General features: G+C 65.2%; 18 protein-coding genes. 11 read left to right on the top strand and 7 right to left on the bottom strand.

Annotation, left to right across the window (positions count from 1 at the left end):
• Nucleotides 1-74: 74 nt before the first annotated feature.
• Together RBB18_RS08095 and RBB18_RS08090 are read right to left on the bottom strand one after the other, a co-directional pair.
• A complete protein-coding gene (locus RBB18_RS08095; RefSeq protein ID WP_103763014.1) occupies nucleotides 75-1340 on the bottom strand; it encodes an HlyD family type I secretion periplasmic adaptor subunit in 1266 nt (421 codons plus the stop codon).
• A gap of 38 nt (nucleotides 1341-1378) precedes the next feature.
• Nucleotides 1379-3118, bottom strand: coding sequence for a type I secretion system permease/ATPase (locus RBB18_RS08090; protein ID WP_274594518.1), 1740 nt, complete (start codon nucleotides 3116-3118; stop codon nucleotides 1379-1381).
• A 167-nt stretch (nucleotides 3119-3285) separates the two neighbouring features.
• On the opposite strand from RBB18_RS08090, the gene RBB18_RS08085 reads away from it, so the two are divergent.
• Together RBB18_RS08085 and RBB18_RS08080 are read left to right on the top strand one after the other, a co-directional pair.
• Nucleotides 3286-4083, top strand: coding sequence for a VacJ family lipoprotein (locus RBB18_RS08085; protein ID WP_245890464.1), 798 nt, complete (start codon nucleotides 3286-3288; stop codon nucleotides 4081-4083).
• Nucleotides 4076-4678, top strand: a complete 603-nt coding sequence (locus RBB18_RS08080; protein WP_103762951.1) for a phospholipid-binding protein MlaC — start codon at nucleotides 4076-4078, stop codon at nucleotides 4676-4678. The genes RBB18_RS08085 and RBB18_RS08080 overlap by 8 nt, the downstream gene beginning before the upstream one ends.
• Before the next feature lie 80 nt (nucleotides 4679-4758).
• Here RBB18_RS08080 and RBB18_RS08075 read toward each other — a convergent pair whose 3' ends face one another.
• Nucleotides 4759-6948 carry a transglycosylase domain-containing protein gene (locus RBB18_RS08075; protein WP_306110721.1) on the bottom strand — a complete coding sequence of 730 codons (2190 nt, stop codon included), beginning with the start codon at nucleotides 6946-6948 and terminating at the stop codon, nucleotides 4759-4761.
• A 345-nt stretch (nucleotides 6949-7293) separates the two neighbouring features.
• On the opposite strand from RBB18_RS08075, the gene RBB18_RS08070 reads away from it, so the two are divergent.
• The 5 genes from RBB18_RS08070 to RBB18_RS08050 all read left to right on the top strand — a co-directional run bounded on the left by RBB18_RS08070 (nucleotide 7294) and on the right by RBB18_RS08050 (nucleotide 12316).
• Entirely contained in the window at nucleotides 7294-7632 is a 339-nt protein-coding gene (locus tag RBB18_RS08070; RefSeq protein WP_057790819.1) for a P-II family nitrogen regulator, read from the top strand.
• A 28-nt stretch (nucleotides 7633-7660) separates the two neighbouring features.
• Entirely contained in the window at nucleotides 7661-8998 is a 1338-nt protein-coding gene (locus tag RBB18_RS08065; RefSeq protein WP_103762949.1) for an ammonium transporter, read from the top strand.
• 126 nt (nucleotides 8999-9124) lie between these two features.
• A complete protein-coding gene (locus tag RBB18_RS08060) occupies nucleotides 9125-10021 on the top strand; it encodes a CPBP family intramembrane glutamic endopeptidase (RefSeq protein ID WP_103762948.1) in 897 nt (298 codons plus the stop codon).
• A gap of 61 nt (nucleotides 10022-10082) precedes the next feature.
• Nucleotides 10083-11045, top strand: a complete 963-nt coding sequence (accD, locus tag RBB18_RS08055; protein ID WP_274594516.1) for an acetyl-CoA carboxylase, carboxyltransferase subunit beta — start codon at nucleotides 10083-10085, stop codon at nucleotides 11043-11045.
• A complete protein-coding gene (locus RBB18_RS08050; RefSeq protein ID WP_306110722.1) occupies nucleotides 11042-12316 on the top strand; it encodes a folylpolyglutamate synthase/dihydrofolate synthase family protein in 1275 nt (424 codons plus the stop codon). The genes accD and RBB18_RS08050 overlap by 4 nt, the downstream gene beginning before the upstream one ends.
• A gap of 213 nt (nucleotides 12317-12529) precedes the next feature.
• Here RBB18_RS08050 and RBB18_RS08045 read toward each other — a convergent pair whose 3' ends face one another.
• Together RBB18_RS08045 and RBB18_RS08040 are read right to left on the bottom strand one after the other, a co-directional pair.
• On the bottom strand, nucleotides 12530-13396 hold the full coding sequence (locus tag RBB18_RS08045; RefSeq protein WP_306110723.1) for an SDR family oxidoreductase: 867 nt from the start codon (nucleotides 13394-13396) through the stop codon (nucleotides 12530-12532).
• A 16-nt stretch (nucleotides 13397-13412) separates the two neighbouring features.
• Nucleotides 13413-13850, bottom strand: a complete 438-nt coding sequence (locus tag RBB18_RS08040) for a VOC family protein (protein WP_306110724.1) — start codon at nucleotides 13848-13850, stop codon at nucleotides 13413-13415.
• Between the two features lie 94 nt (nucleotides 13851-13944).
• On the opposite strand from RBB18_RS08040, the gene RBB18_RS08035 reads away from it, so the two are divergent.
• The 4 genes from RBB18_RS08035 to RBB18_RS08020 all read left to right on the top strand — a co-directional run bounded on the left by RBB18_RS08035 (nucleotide 13945) and on the right by RBB18_RS08020 (nucleotide 18742).
• Nucleotides 13945-15429, top strand: a complete 1485-nt coding sequence (locus RBB18_RS08035) for an AMP nucleosidase (protein ID WP_103762943.1) — start codon at nucleotides 13945-13947, stop codon at nucleotides 15427-15429.
• Nucleotides 15430-15643: 214 nt separating this feature from the next.
• The gene (locus RBB18_RS08030) at nucleotides 15644-16078 is read left to right on the top strand and encodes a universal stress protein (RefSeq protein ID WP_103762942.1); all 435 of its coding nucleotides are present in this window, start codon (nucleotides 15644-15646) and stop codon (nucleotides 16076-16078) included.
• 40 nt (nucleotides 16079-16118) lie between these two features.
• A complete protein-coding gene (locus RBB18_RS08025) occupies nucleotides 16119-17663 on the top strand; it encodes a sodium:alanine symporter family protein (protein WP_103762941.1) in 1545 nt (514 codons plus the stop codon).
• Between the two features lie 413 nt (nucleotides 17664-18076).
• A complete protein-coding gene (locus RBB18_RS08020; RefSeq protein ID WP_306110725.1) occupies nucleotides 18077-18742 on the top strand; it encodes a metal-binding protein ZinT in 666 nt (221 codons plus the stop codon).
• Between the two features lie 304 nt (nucleotides 18743-19046).
• On the opposite strand, the gene RBB18_RS08015 is transcribed toward RBB18_RS08020, so the two are convergent.
• Together RBB18_RS08015 and RBB18_RS08010 are read right to left on the bottom strand one after the other, a co-directional pair.
• Nucleotides 19047-20129: a PAS domain-containing protein gene (locus tag RBB18_RS08015; RefSeq protein WP_274594512.1), complete on the bottom strand. Its 1083-nt coding sequence runs from the start codon at nucleotides 20127-20129 to the stop codon at nucleotides 19047-19049.
• A 114-nt stretch (nucleotides 20130-20243) separates the two neighbouring features.
• On the bottom strand, nucleotides 20244-20957 hold the full coding sequence (locus tag RBB18_RS08010; RefSeq protein ID WP_306110726.1) for a Crp/Fnr family transcriptional regulator: 714 nt from the start codon (nucleotides 20955-20957) through the stop codon (nucleotides 20244-20246).
• Nucleotides 20958-20987: the final 30 nt, after the last annotated feature.

Here is a 20987-nt window from a genome sequence, read left to right as displayed (position 1 = left end):
GCGTCACGCCCGCCACGCCCCCCGAGACGTCCCGAAGGGACGCCGAGACACCCTGCGCGCCGAAGGCGCTCCGCCTATTCGCGAAACGCCTTGGCGAAGTAATCCGTCAGCGGTTTCGTCAGATAGGCCAGCGGCGTGCGGTCGGCGGTGCGGATGAAGGTCTCCACCGGCATGCCGGGGATCAGCGTCACATCCTCCGGCAGCCGCTCCCGCTGACCTTCGCTCAGCGCAATCTCGGCCCGGTAATAGCTCTGTCGCGTGTTGTCGTCCTGGAACGAATCGGCCGAGATCTGCATCACCTGCCCGATCAGCTCCGGCGTCGTCCGCTGGTCCAGCGCCGAAAACCGCAGCGTCACTTCCTGTCCCACGAACAGCTTGTCGATATCCGTGGGCTCGACCTGCGCATTGATGATCAGCGGACGGTCCTGTGGCACGACGTAAAGGATCGGATCGGCCGGCCGGATAACCGAGCGCAGCGCAAAGACCTGAAGCCCGTAAACCACGCCGCTCACCGGCGCGGTGATGTCCAGCCGGCTCGTCCGCTCGATCAGCGCACGCCGCTCCTCCAGCAGTTCCAGCTCGCGGAACTGCAAGTCGCGCAAGGTGGTGATCGCCTCCTCGCGCCGCCGCGTGCCCAGCTTCAGTACCTCGATGTCAATCTCGGTGATCCGCCCTTCGGATTGTGCCACCTGCGCCGCGAGCTCGCCCAGCTGACCCAGCATCCGCGACTGCTCCCGTTGCAGCGCCAGCACCCGCGAGGCCTGCGCCAGCCCCCGGTCCAGCAGAGATTGCTGGTCGGCCAGTTCCTCCTCGATCAGCGCCAGCTGCTCGTCCATCGCCGCCTGTTGCGCCTCGATCCCCTCGATCTGGTTGCCGATCTGCCCCCGCCGTTTCTCCAGCTGGGAAATCTCGCTCGCCACGGTCTCGTTGCGCGCCGTCAGAAGCCGCCGCTGCCCGTCCAGCAACTCGGCCACCTCCGTGTTGCGCGCCGCCACGTCGCGCACCAGGTCGGGAAAGGTGATCTCGTCCCGCTCGTCCCGCTCGGCCTCCAGCCGTCCGCGCCGCGCCTGCAACTCGAACAGCTGGTTCTCGGTGATCGCCAGCTGCGAGCGCAAGGCGGTCGCATCCAGCCGCAACAGCACCTGCCCCGCGTCCACCGTGTCGCCCTCATCGACCTCGATCGACGCCACCACGCCGCCATCGGGATGCTGGACCACCTGACGGTTCTGGTCGACCTCGATCTGCCCACTGGCAATCACCGCACCCGATATCTCGGTCATCGCGGCCCAGGTCCCGAAACCTCCCACCAGGATAATAAGCCCGGTCACCCCCACGATCATCGGCGTCCGGACCGACCAGGCGCTGCGCTTTTCGTCGCTCACTGCACCCCTCCCTGCTGGCCGCTGGCGCTGATTTCCCCGGCGTTCTTGACCACGTCCTTCAGCACCTCGTCCTTGGGCCCGAAGGCCCGCACCATGCCGCTTTCAAGCATCAGCAACTGGTCGCATTCCCGGATCGCCGCGGGCCGGTGCGCCATGATCAGCACCGATTTGCCTTCGGCCTTGAACTCCCGGATCGCGTGGTTCACCGCCTCGCTGCCCTCGTTGTCGAGGTTCGAGTTGGGCTCGTCCAGCACCACCAGCACAGGGTCGCCATACATCGCCCGCGCCAGCCCGATCCGCTGCATCTGCCCGCCTGACAGGCGCCCGCCCCCGGCGGTGATACGCGTGTCATAGCCGTCGGGGAGCTTCAGGATCATATCGTGCGCATCGGCCTTCTTCGCCGCCTCCACGATCTTGGCGGCGTCAGGCTCCTCGGCCAGGCGCGAGATGTTCTCGGCGATGGTCCCCTCGAACAACTGCACCCGCTGCGGCAGGTATCCGATATGCCTGCCCAGCACGCGCGGTTCGAACTGATCAAGCGACGCGCCATCCAGCCGGATTCGCCCGCCCGCAGGCCGCCACAGGCCGGTCAGCGCCCGCGCCAGCGTCGACTTGCCGGCACCCGAGGGACCGATCACGCCCACCGCCTGGCCCGGTTGCACAGTGAAACTGATCGTCTTCAGCGCCGCCTGCTGGTCGCCCGGCGGCACCACGGTGACCTGTTGCACCTGCAACAGCGCCTTGGGCTTGGGCAGCGGCGTGCGCGGCTGCTCGGGCGGCACCAGCGCCAGCAGTTCGGTCAGTGAATGCCAGCCCTGCATGGCCCGTTGCACCAGCGCCCACTGCCCGACGGCCAGTTCGACCGGTGCCAGCGCCCGGCCCATCAGGATCGAGCCCGCGATCATCGCGCCCGGCGTCAGCTCGTTCTGCAACACAAGATAGGCCCCCAGGCCCAGCATCGCCGATTGCAGGAACAGCCGGAAGGTCTTCGTCGTCGTGGTGAACGTACCCACAAGATCCGATGACGCGATCTGGGATCTCAGCGACTCGTCCCGCGCGGTCTGCCAGCGCGAGAACGCCTGATCGCGCATCCCCATCGCCTGCACCATTTCCGATTCGTTGCGGATCTGGTTCGACAGCATTTCCGCCGCACCCGTGGCCCGCGCCGATTTCATTGCCGGCTGGCGGGTGACCGCCTGGTTGACCACGGTGATCAGGATGATGATCCCCCCGCCGATCAGCGCCAGCGCCCCCAGCCACGGGTGAAACAACCATATCCCGGCCAGGAAAACCGGCGTCCAGGGCAAGTCGAAGATGGCCATCAGCACCGGCGAGGCCATCAGCCGCTGCACCGCCTCCAGGTCGCGCAACCCGGTTTGCGTATGCTCGTCCGGCGCCACCGCCGCCTTGCGGATCACCGCGTCGAACACCCGGCGATCCAGCCGGGCCTGGAAACGCGCCGCGACCCGGCCCATGATCCGCCCGCGGGCGTAGTCCAGCACGCCCATCATCCCGTACAGGAACACCACCAGCACGCTCAGCGCGATCAGCGTCTCGACCGATCGGCTGCCCAACACCCTGTCATAGACCTGCAACATGTAGATCGGGCCGGTCAGCATCAGCATGTTCACGAAGAAGCTGAAGATCCCCACGAACCAGTAAAGTCCGCGGCTCTCGCGGCGGGCGGCGCGAAGTTCCTCGCGGCCTGCATCAAGTCTTGCCTTGCTAAGTTGCATGCCGTCTCTTCCGCGTCCCGTCAGATCGTCGCTTGAACGATACCCCGTTCCGACTTACTACCATAGACACCGTTCTGCTACAGGACACCTTCGTCAAGTCGCCGCATCTGGGTAAATTCAGCCAATCGATTATTTATGACCGCAATACCTTAACCAAAGCCTGACCGTTGCCAAATTTCATCTCCATACGACGACCAACGCTGTTCGCGACCGGCCTTGCGCTTGTCGTGGCCCTCGCCGCGGCGGGCTGCACGCCGCGCCCCGCGGGTTACCCGGCCTCCGAGCCTTTCGATCCCTACGAGGAAGAGAACCGCCGCACCCACGCCTTCAACCGGGCGCTGGACAAAAACCTGGTGGGGCCCGCAGGCAAGGGCTATTCCGGCTTCATTCCCGACGATGTCGAGAACATGGTCGGCCGTTTCGCCTTCAACCTGTCGATCCCGGGCGCCGTGGTGAACAACATCCTGCAAGGCAACATGAAAGGCGCGACCGAGGACACCTACCGCTTCCTCGTGAACACCACGATCGGGCTGGGCGGCCTGTTCGACACCGCGTCCGAACTCAACATGCCCCAGGCCACCGACGCCGATTTCGGCCAGACACTGCATGTCTGGGGCGTGCGCGAAGGGGCGTATGTCGAACTGCCCCTGCTCGGCCCCTCGACCGAGCGCGCGGCGGCGGGCAAGATCGTCGATCTTTTCACCAACCCGCTGACGTACGTGCTCGACGAGCCCGAGAACTACTATGGCACCATCGCCACTGGCGTCACGGGCCTGTCGGACCGCGGGCGTTATGCCGACACCATAGATTCCATCCTTTACGACAGCGCCGACAGTTACGCACAGGCGCGGTCGCTCTATATTCAGAACAGGCGCTTCAAGCTCGGCGGTGGCTCGGGCGGGGCGTTCGAAGATCCTTATGATGCCGAACCCGGCACGCCGCTGGAGGACCCCTACGATGAATGACATTTCCAGACGTTTCCTGATCGGCGCCGGCGCGGCCGCCACGCTGCTGCCCGCTGCCGCAACCCCCGCCTTCGCCCTGACAGAGGCGCGCGCCCGCGGCCTGATCGACCAGGTCGTGGCCGATATCAACCGCGTGATCGCCTCGGGCAAGTCCACCGGCGCGATGATCCGCGATTTCGAACGCATCTTCGCCCGTTATGCCGACGTGAACATCATTGCCCGCTCCACGCTGGGCGCCGATTCGCGCCGCGCCTCCTCGGGCCAGATGCGGGCTTTCACCGCCGCCTTCCAGGGCTATATCGCCCGCAAGTACGGCAAGCGGTTCCGCGAGTTCATCGGCGGCCAGATCACCGTGACCGGCGTGCGCCAGGTCAAGTCCTGGCACGAGGTCCGCTCGACCGTAAAGCTGCGCGGCAAGTCGCCCTTCACCGTGCTTTTCCTGGTCTCTGACCGCTCGGGCCGCGACCTCTTTTTCGACATGGTGATCGAGGGCGTCAGCCTGCGGCTCAGCGAACGCACCGAGATCGGCGCGATGCTCGATCGCAACGGCGGCAATATCGACGCCCTGATCGCCGACGTGCAACGCGCGGGCTGATCCCGAAACAGGTCCGGCCGCCTCGCCCCGCCGCCGCACAAGCTCCGGCGATAGCGCGGGGGTCGCCGGTTTTTGCCGTACTATTGCCCGCCATGTGCCGGCCCCAGCAGCTCTTCCAGCATCCGGTTGATCGTGTTGCCCCGGTCCCGGTCCTGGCGCTGCTGCGTGCGCGGCTGCTGTTGTATCTGCGGCTGCGGTTCGACCCGGATCATCGGCAGGTCGCTGACCGGCACACCCTCGTTCACCCGCACCATCGTCTCGCGCCAGATGTCCGCCGGAAGCCCACCGCCGGTCACACCCTTGAGCGGGGTGTTGTCGTCATACCCCATCCACACTCCGGTCACGTAATCGGCGGTAAAGCCCAGGAACCACGCGTCGCGTGCCGCCTGCGTCGTGCCGGTCTTGCCGGCGGCCTGCCGGTCGGGCAGCTTGGCGCGCCCGCCAGTGCCCGACTGCACCACCTCGTACATCATACCCATCAGCTTCTGCGCGGCCTCTTGCTGGATCACGCGTTCACCAATGCCGCCCCCCTTGCGCATCAGCGGGTCGTCGTCCCCCAGGAGCTTCAATTCAACCAGCCCATAAGGCGTCACCGACGAACCACCGTTCAGGATACCCGCATAGGCCCCCGTCATTTCCAGCAGCGTGCTTTCCGATGCGCCCAGCGCCAGCGCGGGACCGTCGGCCAGTTCGTTATCGATGCCGAAGTCGCTGGCAACCTGGCGCACCAGGTCCAGGCCCACGCTTTCGGCCACCTTCACCGCAGGGATGTTGTAGGACCGCGCCAGCGCCCGGATCAGCGGCACGCGGCCATGGAATTTCTTGTCATAGTTTTCGGGGCACCATTGGCCGGACCCGGCAATATTGCGGCAATACGGTTCATCCACGACGATCGACGTCGGTTCATAGCCCAGTTCCAGCGCCGTCGCATAGACGAACGGCTTGAAGGCCGAGCCGGTCTGCCGCTTGGCCATCGTGGCCCGGTTGAACGCGCCGGTCACCTTGGTCTTGCGCCCGCCCACCATCGCACGCACCGCGCCATCGGCGCTCATCACCACGATCGCGGCCTGCGCCTCGGATCCTTCACTGACCTTGTTCTCGAACACCCAGTCAAGCGCCTCCTCGGCGGCGCGTTGCATCCGCTGGTCCAGCGTCGTTCGGATTATGACGTCCTCTGTCGTGTCGCGGGTGAAAAGCTCCGGCCCGCTGTCCATCACCCAATCGGCGAAATAGCCTCCCGCCTGCGCTTCGGCGGCCTCCGACAGTGTCGCGGGGTTGTCCTGCGCGGCCTGCGTCTCGGCATCGGTCAGGTAGCCCTGTTCGTTCATCAGCCGCAGCACCGTCGCCGCCCTTGCCTGTGACCGTTCCAGGTTGGTCGTCGGCGCCAGCCGCGTCGGCGCGGTCAGCAGGCCCGCCAGCATGGCCGACTGCGCCGCGTTCACCTCGCGCGCGCTCACCCCGAAATACCGTTGCGCCGCGGCCTCCACGCCAAAGGCGCCGCCGCCGAAATAGGCCCGGTTGAGATAGATCGACAGGATCTCGTTCTTGGAATACTTCGCCTCCATCGCCATCGCATAGATCGCTTCCTTGGCCTTCCGGCTCAGCGATCCGCGGCGGCAATCCTGAACGTACTCCGCCTCGCTCTCCCACTCCGTCTCGTCGTATTCTACGCCAAGACACAGCAATTTCGCGGTCTGCTGGGTGATGGTCGACCCACCGTGCCCGCTCAGCGGCCCACGCCCCTCGCTCAGATTGATGCGGACAGCGCTGGCGATGCCGCGCGGGCTCAGGCCGAAGTGTTGGTAGAACCGCTTGTCCTCTGTGGCCAGCACCGCGTTGCGCAAGTCGGGGCTGACGGTATCGGCCGTCACCACCCCGCCGAACTGGTCACCGCGCCAGGCGAACACGTCGCCCTCGCGGTCCAGCATGGTGACCGATCCCCGCGCCCGGCCGTCCAGTAGTGCGCGCACATCCGGCAACCCGGCATAGACATAGGCCACAGCCAGGGCCGTCACCAGCACCACCACCGCGGTCACGCGCCATGTTACGACCCAGAACAGCCGCAATATCCAGCGGAACAGGCGCTTGATCCACGCCACCGGGCCGCGCCCGCCGCCCGAACGGCCGCCACCGCCCCTGCGCCGAGGGCGCGCGGTTTTCGCAGGCTTGCGCGCAGCCGGCTTGGTCCGGCTCTTTGCCGGTGTCTTCGCGGATTTGCCGTATCGCCTGTCTGCAACGAGTCGCGGCGCTTTTCGCCCCTGGTTTCCCATGCCCTAACCTGCCCGGACCTCTGGTTTTGCGGCAGTCTACAGGTCCTCATTCCGAAAGTAGACCCCCAAAAGCGTTTCGATTTTACCAAACGCCGCCGTGGCGCCCGCGCGTTTTGGCACGGTCGGCTCCCCTAGTCGTATACGTAATACGACGTAGGCGTTTGCGCGTCGCAGCGATTCTTAGCTGCACATTAATTAGTCATTCAGGATTATTTGCGCATAAATTGTGCATTTCTTGGTGATTTCTGCCCACTTCCCCGGCGCTCACCCTTCCCGCCCGCCTCATCTCCGTCACTTTCTGCAACAGCGAAATCAACCTCGCCCAAGCAACCGAAAGGGACATCTGTGAAACTCATCATTGCAACCATCAAGCCGTTCAAGCTTGAAGATGTGCGCGAAGCGCTGACAGGGATCGGCGTGCGCGGCATGATGGTGACCGAGATCAAGGGCTTCGGCTCTCAGTCCGGTCACACCGAGATCTACCGCGGCGCGGAATACGCCGTGAACTTCGTACCCAAGATCAAGCTCGAGATCGCCGTTGCCGCCGGCATGGTCGACCAGGTGGTCGAGACCATCGCGACGACCGCGCGGACCGGCAAGATCGGCGACGGCAAGATCTTCGTGCTCGATATCGGGCAGGCCATGCGCGTGCGCACCGGCGAAACCAACGATGACGCGCTTTAAACCGCGCGAAAGAAGGGATAACATCACTATGAAACGCTTTATTCATCTGGGGCTCGCCGCAACCGCAATCGCGGTCCTGCCCCAACTCGGCTTCGCTCAGGACGAGGCCGCCGCCGCAGAGGCCGCCGCTCCGGGCTTCGACGAGATCGGCCCCTACATCATGACCACCCTGCTGTTCTGCATGGCGGGCTTCCTGGTGTTCTTCATGGCCGCAGGCTTCGCCATGCTCGAAGGCGGGCTGGTGCGTTCCAAGAACGTCACCATGCAGATGACCAAGAACATCGCACTCTTCTCGATTGCCGCGATCATGTACTGGCTCATCGGCTTCAACACGATGTACCCGGGCGACTTCAACGGCTACTTCGCCATCGGCGGGCAGACCGTGCTCGATCCTGTGGGCGTGGCCGCGGCCGATGCGGCGCTCGACTATGCATCCGTCGGTTCGGACTTCTTCTTCCAGTTGGTCTTCGTCGCCGCCACCGCCTCGATCGTGTCGGGCGCGCTGGCCGAGCGGATCAAGCTGTGGCCGTTCCTGATCTTCGTCGTCATCCTGACCGGCATCATGTACCCGATCTCGGGCTCCTGGCAGTGGGGCGGCGGCTGGCTGTCCGAAGCCGGCTTCTCCGACTTCGCCGGTTCGACCGTCGTGCACTCCGTGGGCGGCTGGGCTGCCCTGGCCGGTGCCATCGTGCTGGGCCCGCGTCTGGGCAAGTACGGCAAGGACGGCAAGGTGCACCCGATGCCCGGTTCCAACCTGGCGCTCGCCACACTGGGTACGTTCATCCTGTGGCTCGGCTGGTTCGGCTTCAACGGCGGCTCGCAGCTTGCCATGGGCACCGTGGGTGACGTCTCCGACGTAAGCCGCATCTTCGCCAACACCAACATGGCTGCCGCGGCCGGTGCCGTGACCGCGCTGATCCTGACCCAGGTGATGTACAAGAAACCGGACCTCACCATGGTGCTCAACGGCGCCCTCGCGGGCCTCGTTTCGATCACCGCCGAACCCCTCGCGCCCACGCTCTTCGGTGCGCTCTGGATCGGTGCCGTGGGTGGCGTGATCGTGGTCCTGACCGTCCCGATGCTCGACAAGCTGAAAATCGACGACGTGGTCGGCGCCGTTCCGGTGCACCTCTTCGCCGGTATCTGGGGCACCATCGCCGTGATCTTCTACAATGGCGACGCCAACCTGATCACCCAGCTGACCGGCATCGTGGCCTACGGTGTGTTCACCTTCGTGGCCAGCCTGATCGTCTGGTTCATCCTCAAGGCCGTCATGGGCATCCGCGTCGGCGAAGAGGAAGAGATCGCAGGTCTCGACATGTCGGAACTGGGGATGGAAGCCTACCCCGAGTTCTCGAAAGGCTGAGACCAAATAAGAATGGGTCCTCCCGACCCTTGATACTGGCCCGGGCGTTCGCGCCCGGGTTTTTTGTTGGCCGCTCCGGGGCAAACGCCATTGCGGTCCATGCCCCCGCGCCCTAGCTCTGGTTCCATGTCCGACGCCTACCGACCGCACGAAGCCCTTGTTCATCCGGCTCGCCCCACCGCCTCGCTCGTGCGCCTTGTGCTGGGCGCCATCATGCTGGCGGCGCTGTTCCTGTCGCTGATCTTCGCCGCCTCGGCGCTGCTGAACATCGTGGCGCCGGCGACCTCGTGGGACAGCACGCTCGGCGACCTGGAAACCGGCGAAACCCCGGCCGGCGTGCTGGCGAACCTCTACCTCTTCGGCTTCATCATCGTCGCGCTGGCCATGACGGGCCGCGCCATCCATGGCCGCGCCCTGCCCAGCTTCGTCGGTGACCTGCGCCTTGCACGGCTCCATTTCGCCCGCGTCTGTCTCTACATGGTCGGGCTGCACCTCGCCCTTTCGATCCTGCTGCCCGCCACGCCCGGCCTCACGCCCGAGGCGAATATCGACACCACCCGCTGGCTGACCTTCCTGCCGCTCGCCCTGCCCGCCCTTCTGATCCAGACCGGGGCCGAGGAACTGGTCTTTCGCGGCTACCTGCAAAGCCAGCTCGCCGCCCGCTTCGCCAATCCCCGAATCTGGATCATCGTCCCCTCCCTGCTCTTCGGCCTTCTGCATTACGATCCCGTGATCAACGGCGACGCCAACTGGCTGATTGTCGGCTGGGCCACGCTCTTCGGCATCGCCGCCGCCGACCTCACGGCCCGCACCGGCACCATCGGCGCCGCCCTCGGCCTGCATTTCGTCAACAATTTCTTCGCCATCCTCGTCGCCGCACCTGCGGGCAGTTTCGACGGCCTGGCCCTCTACACCTACCCCTTCACCCTGGACGACAGAGATGCACTCTGGCTCTGGGCGCCGCTCGACCTGATGCTCTTGCTGGTCAGCTGGCTCACCGCGCGACTCGCCCTGCGCGTCTGATTGCATTTCTCACGCGCACGGCTTATCTCAAGGGCGATTTGCAACGGGAACTGGGCCACAGATGAACTGGATCACCAATTACGTGCGTCCGCGCATCAATTCGATCTTCTCGCGCCGCGAGATCCCCGAGAACCTGTGGACCAAGTGCGACGAGTGCGGAACCATGCTGTTCCACCGCGAATTGCGCGAAAACCTCAACGTCTGCACCTCCTGCGGCCATCACATGCCGATCACCCCGCGCGATCGGTTCACAGCCCTTTTCGACGGCGGCACCTTTACACAAGTGTCCGTGCCCCAGCCTACCGCCGACCCGCTGCAATTCCGCGATCAAAAGAAATATCCCGACCGGATGCGCGCCGCGCAAAAGGCGACCGGAGAGACCGAGGCGATGCTGGTGGCTTCCGGCGAAATCGGCCGCACCCCCATCGTCGCGGCGGCGCAGGATTTTTCCTTCATGGCCGGGTCCATGGGCATGTATGTCGGCAACGCCATCATCGCCGCCGCCGAAGAGGCAGTGAAGCTCAACCGCCCCCTCGTGCTCTTCTCCGCCGCGGGCGGCGCGCGCATGCAGGAAGGCATCCTGTCGCTCATGCAGATGCCCCGCACCACCGTCGCCGTGCAGATGCTCAAAGAGGCAGGCCTGCCCTACATCGTCGTGCTGACTCACCCCACCACGGGCGGCGTCACCGCGTCCTACGCCATGCTGGGCGACGTGCATATCGCCGAACCCAACGCGCTCATCTGCTTCGCCGGCCCCCGCGTCATCGAACAGACCATCCGCGAAAAACTGCCCGAGGGCTTCCAGCGCGCCGAGTACCTGCTGGATCACGGCATGCTCGACCGCGTGACCCCGCGCGGCGAAATGCGCACCGAACTCATCACCATCCTGCGCATGCTCCTGAACCTGCCGCCCGCCGTCACCGCCGACCTCCCCGCCCCTGAACTCCCCGCCGAGGAAGAGCCTCAGGACGCGGCGCAGCCCGACACCGCCGAGGAACAGACCGCGGACGAAGCCGACAAATGACCGCCCCCACATCGGACGTCATCCTCGACCGGATGATGGCGCTGCACCCCAAGATCATCGACCTCACGCTCGACCGCGTCTGGCGCCTGCTGGAGGCGCTCGGCAACCCGCAGAACGATCTGCCCCCGGTAATCCACATCGCCGGCACCAACGGCAAGGGCTCGACGCTGGCCATGATCCGCGCCGGGATCGAGGGCGCCGGCAAAACCGCCCACGCCTACACCTCGCCCCACCTCGCCCGTTTCCACGAACGTATCCGGCTGGCCGGCGAGCTGATATCCGAGCCGCACCTGACCGAAGTGCTCGATGAATGCTACGCCGCGAACGGCGGCGAACCGATCACCTACTTCGAGATCACCACCTGCGCCGCGATCCTCGCCATGTCGCGCACGCTCGCAGATTACACCCTGCTCGAGGTGGGCTTGGGCGGACGGCTCGACGCCACCAATGTCGTCGCCAAGCCCGCGCTCACAATCATCACGCCCGTGTCGATGGACCACGAGCAATATCTCGGCGACACGCTGGCCAAGATCGCCGGCGAAAAGGCCGGCATCCTCAAACGCGGCGTCACCTGCGTCGTCGGTCCGCAGGACGAGGAAGGCATGGACGCCATCGAGGCCGCCGCCCAACGTCTGGGCGCGCCCCTTCTGGCCCACGGCCAACACTGGCACGTCACCACCGAACGTGGCCGTCTCATCTACCAGGATGAAACCGGCCTCCGTGACCTGCCCCTGCCCAACCTGCCCGGCGCGCACCAGCATGAGAACGCCGGCGCCGCCCTCGCCGCCCTGCGTCACCTGCACCTTGGCGATGCCGCGCTCGAGGCTGCGGTCACGCACGCCCACTGGCCCGCCCGGATGCAGCGCCTCTCCACCGGCCCTCTGGCCGAGGCCGCACCGCAGGCCGAGCTCTGGCTCGACGGCGGCCACAACCCCGCCGCAGGTCGCGCGCTGGCCGCGCACCTGGCCTCGCTGCCACCCCGCCCCACGCACCTGGTCTGCGGCATGCTCAACACCAAGGATATCTCGGGCTACCTCTCGCCACTGGCCGGCGTCGCGCAAAGCCTCACCGCCATCTCCATCCCCGGCGAGGCGAACACCCTGCCCGCCGAAGACACGGCCACCGCCGCCGCCAATGTCGGCCTGCCGTCGGGCACCGCCGCCAACGCCCGCGCCGCCATCGAGGACATCGCCGCGAAAGACCCCACGGCGCGCATCCTGATCTGCGGCTCGCTCTACCTCGCCGGCGCCATCCTGCGCGAAAACGGCTGATCGTATGCTTGTGGTCGTGCCGCCGGCATGAGTATTTGAAGAACGATGAAAACGGGGGCGACCAAGCCTTTCACTGTTCTTCAAATACTCAAATACGGCGGGCAGCACTCGGCAGAACCGTCTGGATTCTCAACCTGAATAACGCCAAGAGCGCGCCCGTCCCGGGCCTGCCCCGGGACCTCGTAGGATGGGTGATAACCCACGCGCCGGGGCTTACCCCGTACGCGCCTCCTCTTCCGCCAACAACGCGGTCAACCCCGCCTTGTAGTCCGGATAAATCAACTCGACCCCCAACTCGTCCTTGATCCGGCTGTTATCCACCCGCTTCGATTCCGCATAGAAGGACCGCGCCATCGGGCTCATCTCCGCGTCCTCGAAATTCACCGCCGGAGGCATCGGCACGCCCAGCAGTTCCGCCGCATAGCCGATCACGTCCTGCGGCGGCGCCGGATCATCGTCACACACGTTGTAGGCCGCACCCGGATTGGGCCGCCTGATCGACGCCTCCAGCACCTGCGCGATATCCTCCACGTGGGTCCGGCTGAACACCTGGCCTTGCTTGATGATCCGCCGCGCCGTGCCCTTTCGCACCTTCTCGAACGGCCCGCGCCCGGGGCCGTAGATGCCCGCCAGCCGGAAGATATGCAGCGGCAGGTCCGGAATGCCGGCCCAGGCCGCCTCGGCCACGACCCGCCTGTGCCCCCGCTCGGTCGACGGCTCCAGCGGGCTGTCCTCGGTCACCCAATCGCCCTCGTGGTCGCCGTAAACCCCCGTGGTCGACAGGTACCCGGCCCATTCCAACCGTCCCGCCACCTTCGCGATATCATCGCCCAGCGCATTCAACACAGGATCGCCGTCCTCCCCCGGGCTGACCGAGCTCAGCAGATGCGTCGCCTCGCCCAGCGCCCCGGACAGGTCACTTCCGGGCCAGACCACGCCTTCCACGCCCTCGTCCGCCAGCGCCTCGGCCTTCTCCGCGCTCCGGGTCGTGCCGATCACACGCCAGCCCCGGGGCACCAGCCGCCTTGCCAACGCCCGCGAAGAAAAGCCGTGACCCAATGACAGCAATACCTTGCCCATGCCGCTCTCCTATGCCTCACCCGGCTGATATAACCTCCAGCGGCCGCGACGCCACCCAGGCATAGCCGTTCTCGCACAGGATCGTGGTCTCGCGGAGGCCGTGCGGCTTGTCCGTCGGCGGCTGCAACACATGCCCGCCCGCGGCCTCTGCCTTGGCCGCCGCCTCGTCCGGGTCGCTGTCGAACAGATGCAGCTGCGCCCCCGCCCCGCGCGGGCCGCTTTCGGGCAAAAGCCCCAGCGCGGGGTGACTGCCATAGGTCCCGTCCGCATGCAGCTGCATCAGCTGGTCGCCGTAGAGCATGATCGCGAAATCTCCGCTTACCCGGTGAGCCGTCATCCCGAACACCGCCTCCAAAAACGCCACCTCTCGCGTCACGTCCCGCACCAGCAGGTTCAGCCCCAGCCCCCGCAGGGACGCGCCGAACACCTCCGGCGTGACCGTCTCGAAATCCATCGCCCCCTCCCTCGCAGCCAGATCGGCGCCAGCTTGCGAAGCGCCCCTTGCTCTGTCAACGTGCGCCGCACAAGTTTATTGTAACGGGTACACCATGGCTCAGACCGCCGATGACGGCCGCTATCACAGCCCCCACGCCCCCGCGCCGCAAAACTTTACCGAGGCCGCAGCGGCGGTGGCGCATCTCGTGGCCCTCTACGACGACGCGGTGCGCTTCCTGTGCGAGGCGTTCCAGGCCGCGATGCTGAACGGCCAGCCCTCGCGCCCCGTCCGCGCCTTCTACCCCGAGATCCGCATCAGCACCTCCAGCTATGCCAAGATCGACAGCCGCCTCAGCTTCGGCCACCTGGCCGAGCCGGGCACCTACAGCACGACCGTCACCCGGCCGCGCATGTTCCGCAACTACCTGACACAGCAGATCGGCCTCCTGCTGGACAACCACGAGGTGCCGGTCACCATCGGCGTGTCGGACACCCCCATGCCGGTGCATTTCGCCGTCGCCAACGACGCCTCCATTACCGTCCCGCAACAGGGCGCGTCCGATTTCACCCTGCGCGACTATTTCGATGTGCCGGACCTGTCGACCACCAACGACGACATCGTCAACGGCACCTACACCGTGATGCAAGAGGACCCCGCGCCGCTTGCCCCCTTCACGGCCCAGCGCGTCGATTATTCCCTCGCCCGGCTCGCGCATTACACCGCCACCGCGCCGGAGCATTTCCAGAACCACGTTCTCTTCACCAACTACCAGTTCTACGTGGCCGAGTTCGAAGCCTTCGCCCGCAAGATGCTGGCCGATCCCGACAGTGGCTACGACAGCTTCATAGGCCCCGGCGACACGGCCATCACCGGCCCCGACGAGGTGCTGCGCCCCACTTCCAAGCTGCCGCAGATGCCCACCTACCACCTCAAGCGCAAGGACAGCAGCGGCATCACGCTGGTCAATATCGGCGTCGGCCCCTCCAACGCCAAGACGGCGACCGACCACATCGCCGTCCTGCGCCCGCACGCGTGGATCATGGTCGGCCATTGCGCGGGCTTGCGCAACTCGCAGTCGCTGGGCGATTTCGTCCTTGCCCACGCCTACCTGCGCGAGGACGCGGTGCTCGATGCCGACCTGCCCGCCTGGGTGCCCATCCCGGCCCTGGCCGAGGTGCAGATCGCGCTGGAACAGGCCGTCGCCGCCGAGACCGAACTGGAAGGCTACGCGCTGAAAAGCGTCATGCGCACCGGCACCGTCGCCAGCTTCGACAACCGCAACTGGGAACTGCGCGATCAGTCCGGCCCGGTCCAGCGCCTCAGCCAGTCCCGCGCCATCGCGCTCGACATGGAAAGTGCGACCATCGCCGCCAACGGCTTCCGCTTCAGGGTGCCCTACGGCACGCTCCTGTGCGTGTCGGACAAGCCCCTGCATGGCGAACTGAAACTGCCCGGCATGGCCAGCGATTTCTACAAGACACAGGTCTCGCGCCACTTGATGGTCGGCATCCGCGCAATGGAGCATATCCGCGACATGCCCCTGGAACGCATCCACAGCCGCAAGCTGCGCAGCTTCGACGAAACCGCGTTCCTCTAGGCGCCCCCCGGCACACGAGCACGCCCGTCCCGGACTTGCTCCGGGACCTCCCGGCCTGCTGTTCCCGCACCGCCCAAACCAGCCGCAAACCGACCGGAATCCGGCACCCTACGGCACCGTCTTGCTTACAGAAATTGAAAAAACTCGCGCCGACTCGCCTTTTGCGTCTACGCTGATCGGATTCCGATCCGGAATGACACGACAGGAGAGAACAATGTCAAAAAAACTGGTCCTGGGATTTGACGACAGTGAAAGCGCCAAGGCGGCTCTCGACTTCGCAACCACCCTGGCAAAGGCACAAGGCGCCGAGGTGATCGTCGCCCACGTGCTGGAATGGTCGCCTTATTCCTTCCTCACCAAGGAAGAGCTCGAGGAACGGCACATGCGCCGCAAGGAAGAGCTGGCCCGCGCCGAGGATGCGCTGCTCAAACCCGTTCTGAAAAAGCTCACCGATGCCGGCATTAGCGCCACTACGGTCCTGCGCTACGGTCATATCGCCGATACGCTGGTCGACATCATCAACGAGAACAAGGCCGAACAGATCGTCATCGGCCGCACCGGCCATTCCGCCTTGTCCTCGCGCCTCTTCGGCTCGGTCGCGGGCAGCCTCGCACAGGCGGCGCCCGTGCCCGTCACCATCGTGCCGTGACAACGCGCCAAGCATTCAACAAGAAAATCGAGGGACACAGATGAAACATTCACTCAAGACGCCCCTGGCGGCGCTCTTCGCCCTGCTGGCGCTCAGCGCCCCGGCCCTGGCGCAATCCATCGACGAGCGGGTCAACGAGATCTTCGCCAACTCCACCGGCTGGTTCGTCAGCCTGATCTTCTCCGACTTTCCCGGCACCAGTTTCCCCTGGATCGTGGGCTGGCTTGTGATCGCCGCCACCGTCTTCACCATTTATTTCGGCGTGGTGCAGTTCCGCTGGGTCGGCCACTCCATCGCTCTTGTGAAAGGCGACTATTCCGATCCCAACGACGCGGGCGAAGTCAGCCACTTCCAGGCGCTCGCCACGGCGCTTTCGGGCACAGTAGGCCTCGGCAACATCGCGGGCGTCGCGGTCGCCATCGGCATCGGCGGTCCGGGGGCCACGTTCTGGATGATCCTCGCCGGCCTCATGGGCATGGCGTCCAAGTTCACCGAATGTACGCTCGGCGTGAAATACCGCAACGAATACCCCGATGGCAAAGTCTCGGGCGGCCCGATGTATTACCTCTCCAAGGGGTTCAAGGAACGTGGCATCTTCGGCGGCGGCATCCTCGCGGTGCTCTTCTCGGTCTTCTGCATCCTCGGCGCGCTTGGCGGCGGCAACATGTTCCAGGCCAACCAGGCCCACGCGCAGCTTGCCAACGTCCTCGGTGACTACCCCGGCTGGATCACCGGCCTTGTCATGGCGTCGGTCGTCTTCGCCGTGATCGTCGGCGGGCTGAAATCCATCGCCAAGGTCACCGAAAAGGTCGTGCCGTTCATGGGCATCCTCTATGTCGGCACCGCGCTGATCATCATCCTGATGAACTTCGACCAGATCGGCACCGCCTTCGGGCGCATCTTCGAGGGCGCCTTCACCGGCCTCGGCGTCGCCGGCGGCATGGTGGGCGCGCTGATACAGGGCTTCCGCCGCGCCGCCTTCTCGAACGAGGCGGGCGTGGGCTCGGCGGCCATCGCCCACTCGGCCGTGCGCACCAAGGAACCGATCACCGAGGGCTTCGTGTCGCTGCTGGAACCCTTCATCGACACGGTCGTGGTCTGCACCATGACCGCGCTGGTGATCATCATCACCGACCAGCTGGTGACCGACCCCGAAACCGGCCTCTTCGTGCTGAACGAGGCGGGCACCGCGATCCAGACCGTCGGCGACAATTCCGGCGTCGCGCTGACCTCGGCGGCGTTCCAGTCCTCGATCGACGGGTTCAAGTACATCCTGGCGCTGGCGGTGATCCTCTTCGCCTTCTCCACGATGCTCAGCTGGTCCTATTACGGGCTGAAGGCCTGGACCTACCTCTTCGGTGAGGGCCAGACGAAAGAGCTGATCTTCAAGCTGATCTTCTGCATCTTCGTGGTGATCGGCGCGGCCTCCAGCCTCGGCCCGGTGATCGACTTCTCCGATGCCGCGATCTTCGCGATGGCGGTGGTCAACGTGCTGGGCCTCTACTTCCTGATGCCGATCGTCAAGCGCGAGCTGCAAAGCTACGCGTCGCGCCTGCGCTCGGGCGAGATCAAGAAGTACAAGTAAGGCGCTGCGGTCCCCCGACGCGGGTCCGCCCCACCAACGACACCGCCCTCGCAGGCTCTGCGGGGGCGGTTTTGCATCGGCGGCTTTCCAGTTCAGGGAGGCGTGGACATGCCTTCACGCCAAGCGAACAGACGTTGCGAGCGGCCCACGCACAGCGTGCTGTTGCATCGCGGTTCTCGATACCGCGAGTGGCGGCGTTCGAACCAGATTGACTGCGCCGAACCGGAGCGGGCTTGCACGTGCAACGGACGGGCGCGCGGCAGCACTTGCCGTTCGGCAGTCTTTCGCGTCTGAACAGGTCTTCAACTGCGTAACCCGGTTGTCAAAGCAAAATCCGTTCGTTAAGGAGGATGCGTTATGTAATAACATTAATATTCATGGGGTCGAAGATCCCGTCAACACAGGAGCCTCTCATGCAACAGACATTCGCCAGGTGCGTCGCCACCGTCGCCACCGGCGCCTTGCTCGTGCTTGCCGCGCCGGCGTTCGCCCAAAGCGAAAGCACACATGATCACGATCATTCCGAAGAACACGATCACGGTAACGACAAGGTCTACAACGGTTACTTCGAGGATGACCAGATCGAGGACCGCAACCTCTCGGACTGGGAAGGAGACTGGCAATCGGTCTACCCGCTGCTGCAGGACGGAACGCTCGACACCGTCATGGCGCACAAGGCCGAGCATGGGGACAAGACAGCGGCCGAATACACCGACTACTACCAGACCGGCTATGCGACCGAGGTCGACCGTATCCTCATCGAAGGTGACAGCGTCACCTTCTTCGAGGACGGCACCCCGCTGCAGGGCCGCTATGCCAACGACGGCTACGAAGTGCTGACCTACGAGGCCGGCAACCGCGGTGTCCGCTACATATTCGAAAAGAGCGGTGGCGACGCCGGGGCACCCGCGTTCATCCAGTTCAGCGACCATGCCATCGCGCCGCAGGATGCCGGACACTTCCACCTCTACTGGGGCGACGACCGGGCGAAGCTGCTCGAGGAAGTCACCAATTGGCCAACCTACTACCCCGCCGAACTCAGCGGCGCGGACGTGGCTGAAGAAATGATGGCCCACTGAAACCGGGTCAATGCGTGCGGTCGGATTGGGCCGCACGCATTCCAGGCCCCGGTCCGAAAAAGCGGCGACCCCCAAAAAAGCGGCGCAAGCTGACCCGGCAAGGAGCATGAAATCCGGCGACAGAACGTGGCAGAGACGTTCGCCCAATCTGTCGCGGCGATCCGTTGACTTCGCACCCGCAAAACGGACGTGCCGCGTGGGCAGACCCTGTGCGCTGATGTCGGTGCAGACGCCCGGGCATCCGGCACCACGTCGACATCCCCATTTCAGTCCGGCCCAAGCCCCTGGCCCCTGCCTCACCCGGTCACAACTCGACCGTCACCCGCGTGCCCTGCTCCAGCCGCTCAACCGAAAGCTCCGCGTCCAGCGATTGCGTCAGCGCCTGCACGATGCTGCCGCCCACGCCGGGCTTGCCGTCTTCGCCCGTCGTGTCCAGCGCGCCATCGTGATGCTCCGCCCGGTTCTTCTGAGCCGCGATGCTGGGCGCCGAAAAGGGCCAGTTGCTGTTCTCCGGCAACCCGTTGCCGTCATCCTCCACCATCAGATAAACACCGCCGTCCTCGCGCCGCGCGAACCGCACTTCGAGTGTGCCCGATGATCGCCCCTCGAACGCGTGCTCGAACGCGTTGGTCATGAATTCCGACAGCAAAAGCCCCAGCCGCGCCGCCTGGTCCACGGGCAGCGAGATCTCGTCGCATTCCACGTTCACCCGGATCGCCCCGCGCGGCTCCAGGCTCGACACGACCGACGCAATGCGGCTCAGGTAGGCGCCCGTGGCGATCTCCTCGCTGGCGCCCGTTCCGCCGCCGCTCAACAGTTCGTCATAAAGAACCGACAGTGCCTCGATCCGCCGCCCGATCGCCTTCAGCGAGTCCTCGGTCACGTTCTGCCGGGCCTGGATGCGGATCATGCTGACGATCATCGACAGGTGGTTCTTCACCCGGTGCTGCAACTCGCGCAGCAATCCCATCGACGCGTCGTCCCCCTCCGCTGCGCCTGCAGGGTCCGGCACCTCGCGCTGAAGGCCGAAGAACGCCGTCAACTCGCCGTCCTCTCCGTGGATCGGCGCGATCAGCAACTGGTTGCGAAAGGCCGAGCCGTCGGCGCGGTGATTGGTCAGCGTGACCTCGAATTCCTGTTCGGATTTCAATCCATCACGGATGCGGGTCACATGCCGTTCTTCCGTCTCCGGCCCTTGCAGGAAACGACAATTGCGCCCGACCGCGTATCGCCGGCTATACAGCGTCAGCGCCTCGAAGGCGGAATTGACATAGGTGATCGGATTGTCCTTGATCCGCGGGTCCGTCAGCACGATCGACAACGGAGAATGCCGGATCGCATTCTTCATCACGTCATCGCCATCCATGCTGGCGTCCATCACTCTCATGGGCCATCCCCCTCTTCAGAACATGATTTATCGCGTGAACTGCGGCCAAGATAGGCCGACCTTATGGGACGTCCAGCGCGAGATCTGTACGATAACGTACCATGAATAGCGATTTCACGCGTCCCGATCAATTTCGGGCAACAACTCACGGTTCGCCGCCCGCACGAGGTTGTAGCATTCGCAGCTGGCGTTCGTCAGCCCGGTGCGGTCGGTGATCCTGACCCGCCCCCGCCTGTAGGAAATCAGTCCGTTCTCCTGAAGGTCCTGCGCAGCTTCCGTGACCGTCGCTCGCCGGACCCCCAGCATCTCGGCCAGGAAGTCGTGTGTCAGCCGCATCTCGCTGCCGTCGATCCGATCCGCCATCGTCAGCAGCCACCGCGCCAGGCGTTGCCGCGCACTGTGCGCCCCGTTGCACGCACCCGAGATCATGACCTGGTAGAACACCGATTGCGCGCTGGCGAACAGCACCCGCTCGAACGCCTCGTGCTCGGATTTCAACTGCACGAACCGTTCTGCCGGCAGGCGCAGCACCGCACCCGCGATCTGCACTTCGTCGGTGTGGAAATGCCGCGACTGGCCCAACATCAGGTTCACCGCCGTCGACGCCTCGCGCCCGATATTGGCCATCTCGATGCCCGACCCGTCGCTATAGGTCGCAATCGCGGAGATCACGGCGGTTTCGGGAAAATAGACCGCATGTGTCGCCTCGCCCGAGCGCTGCAAGACCGCGCCGGCCTCCAGCGTCACATCCTCGCAGTGCCTGGTCACCGCGTCGCGCGTCGTGATGTCCAGCGCACACAGAACCCTGTTGTTCGTACCATGTGCCATGCAGGGGCAACGCAGCTCGGCCAGTTTCGT

Source organism: Roseovarius sp. MMSF_3298, assembly GCF_030733705.1.
In the GTDB taxonomy this organism is placed as follows: Bacteria; Pseudomonadota; Alphaproteobacteria; order Rhodobacterales; family Rhodobacteraceae; genus Roseovarius; species Roseovarius confluentis.
This window is presented reverse-complemented; position numbering and strand designations above follow the sequence as displayed.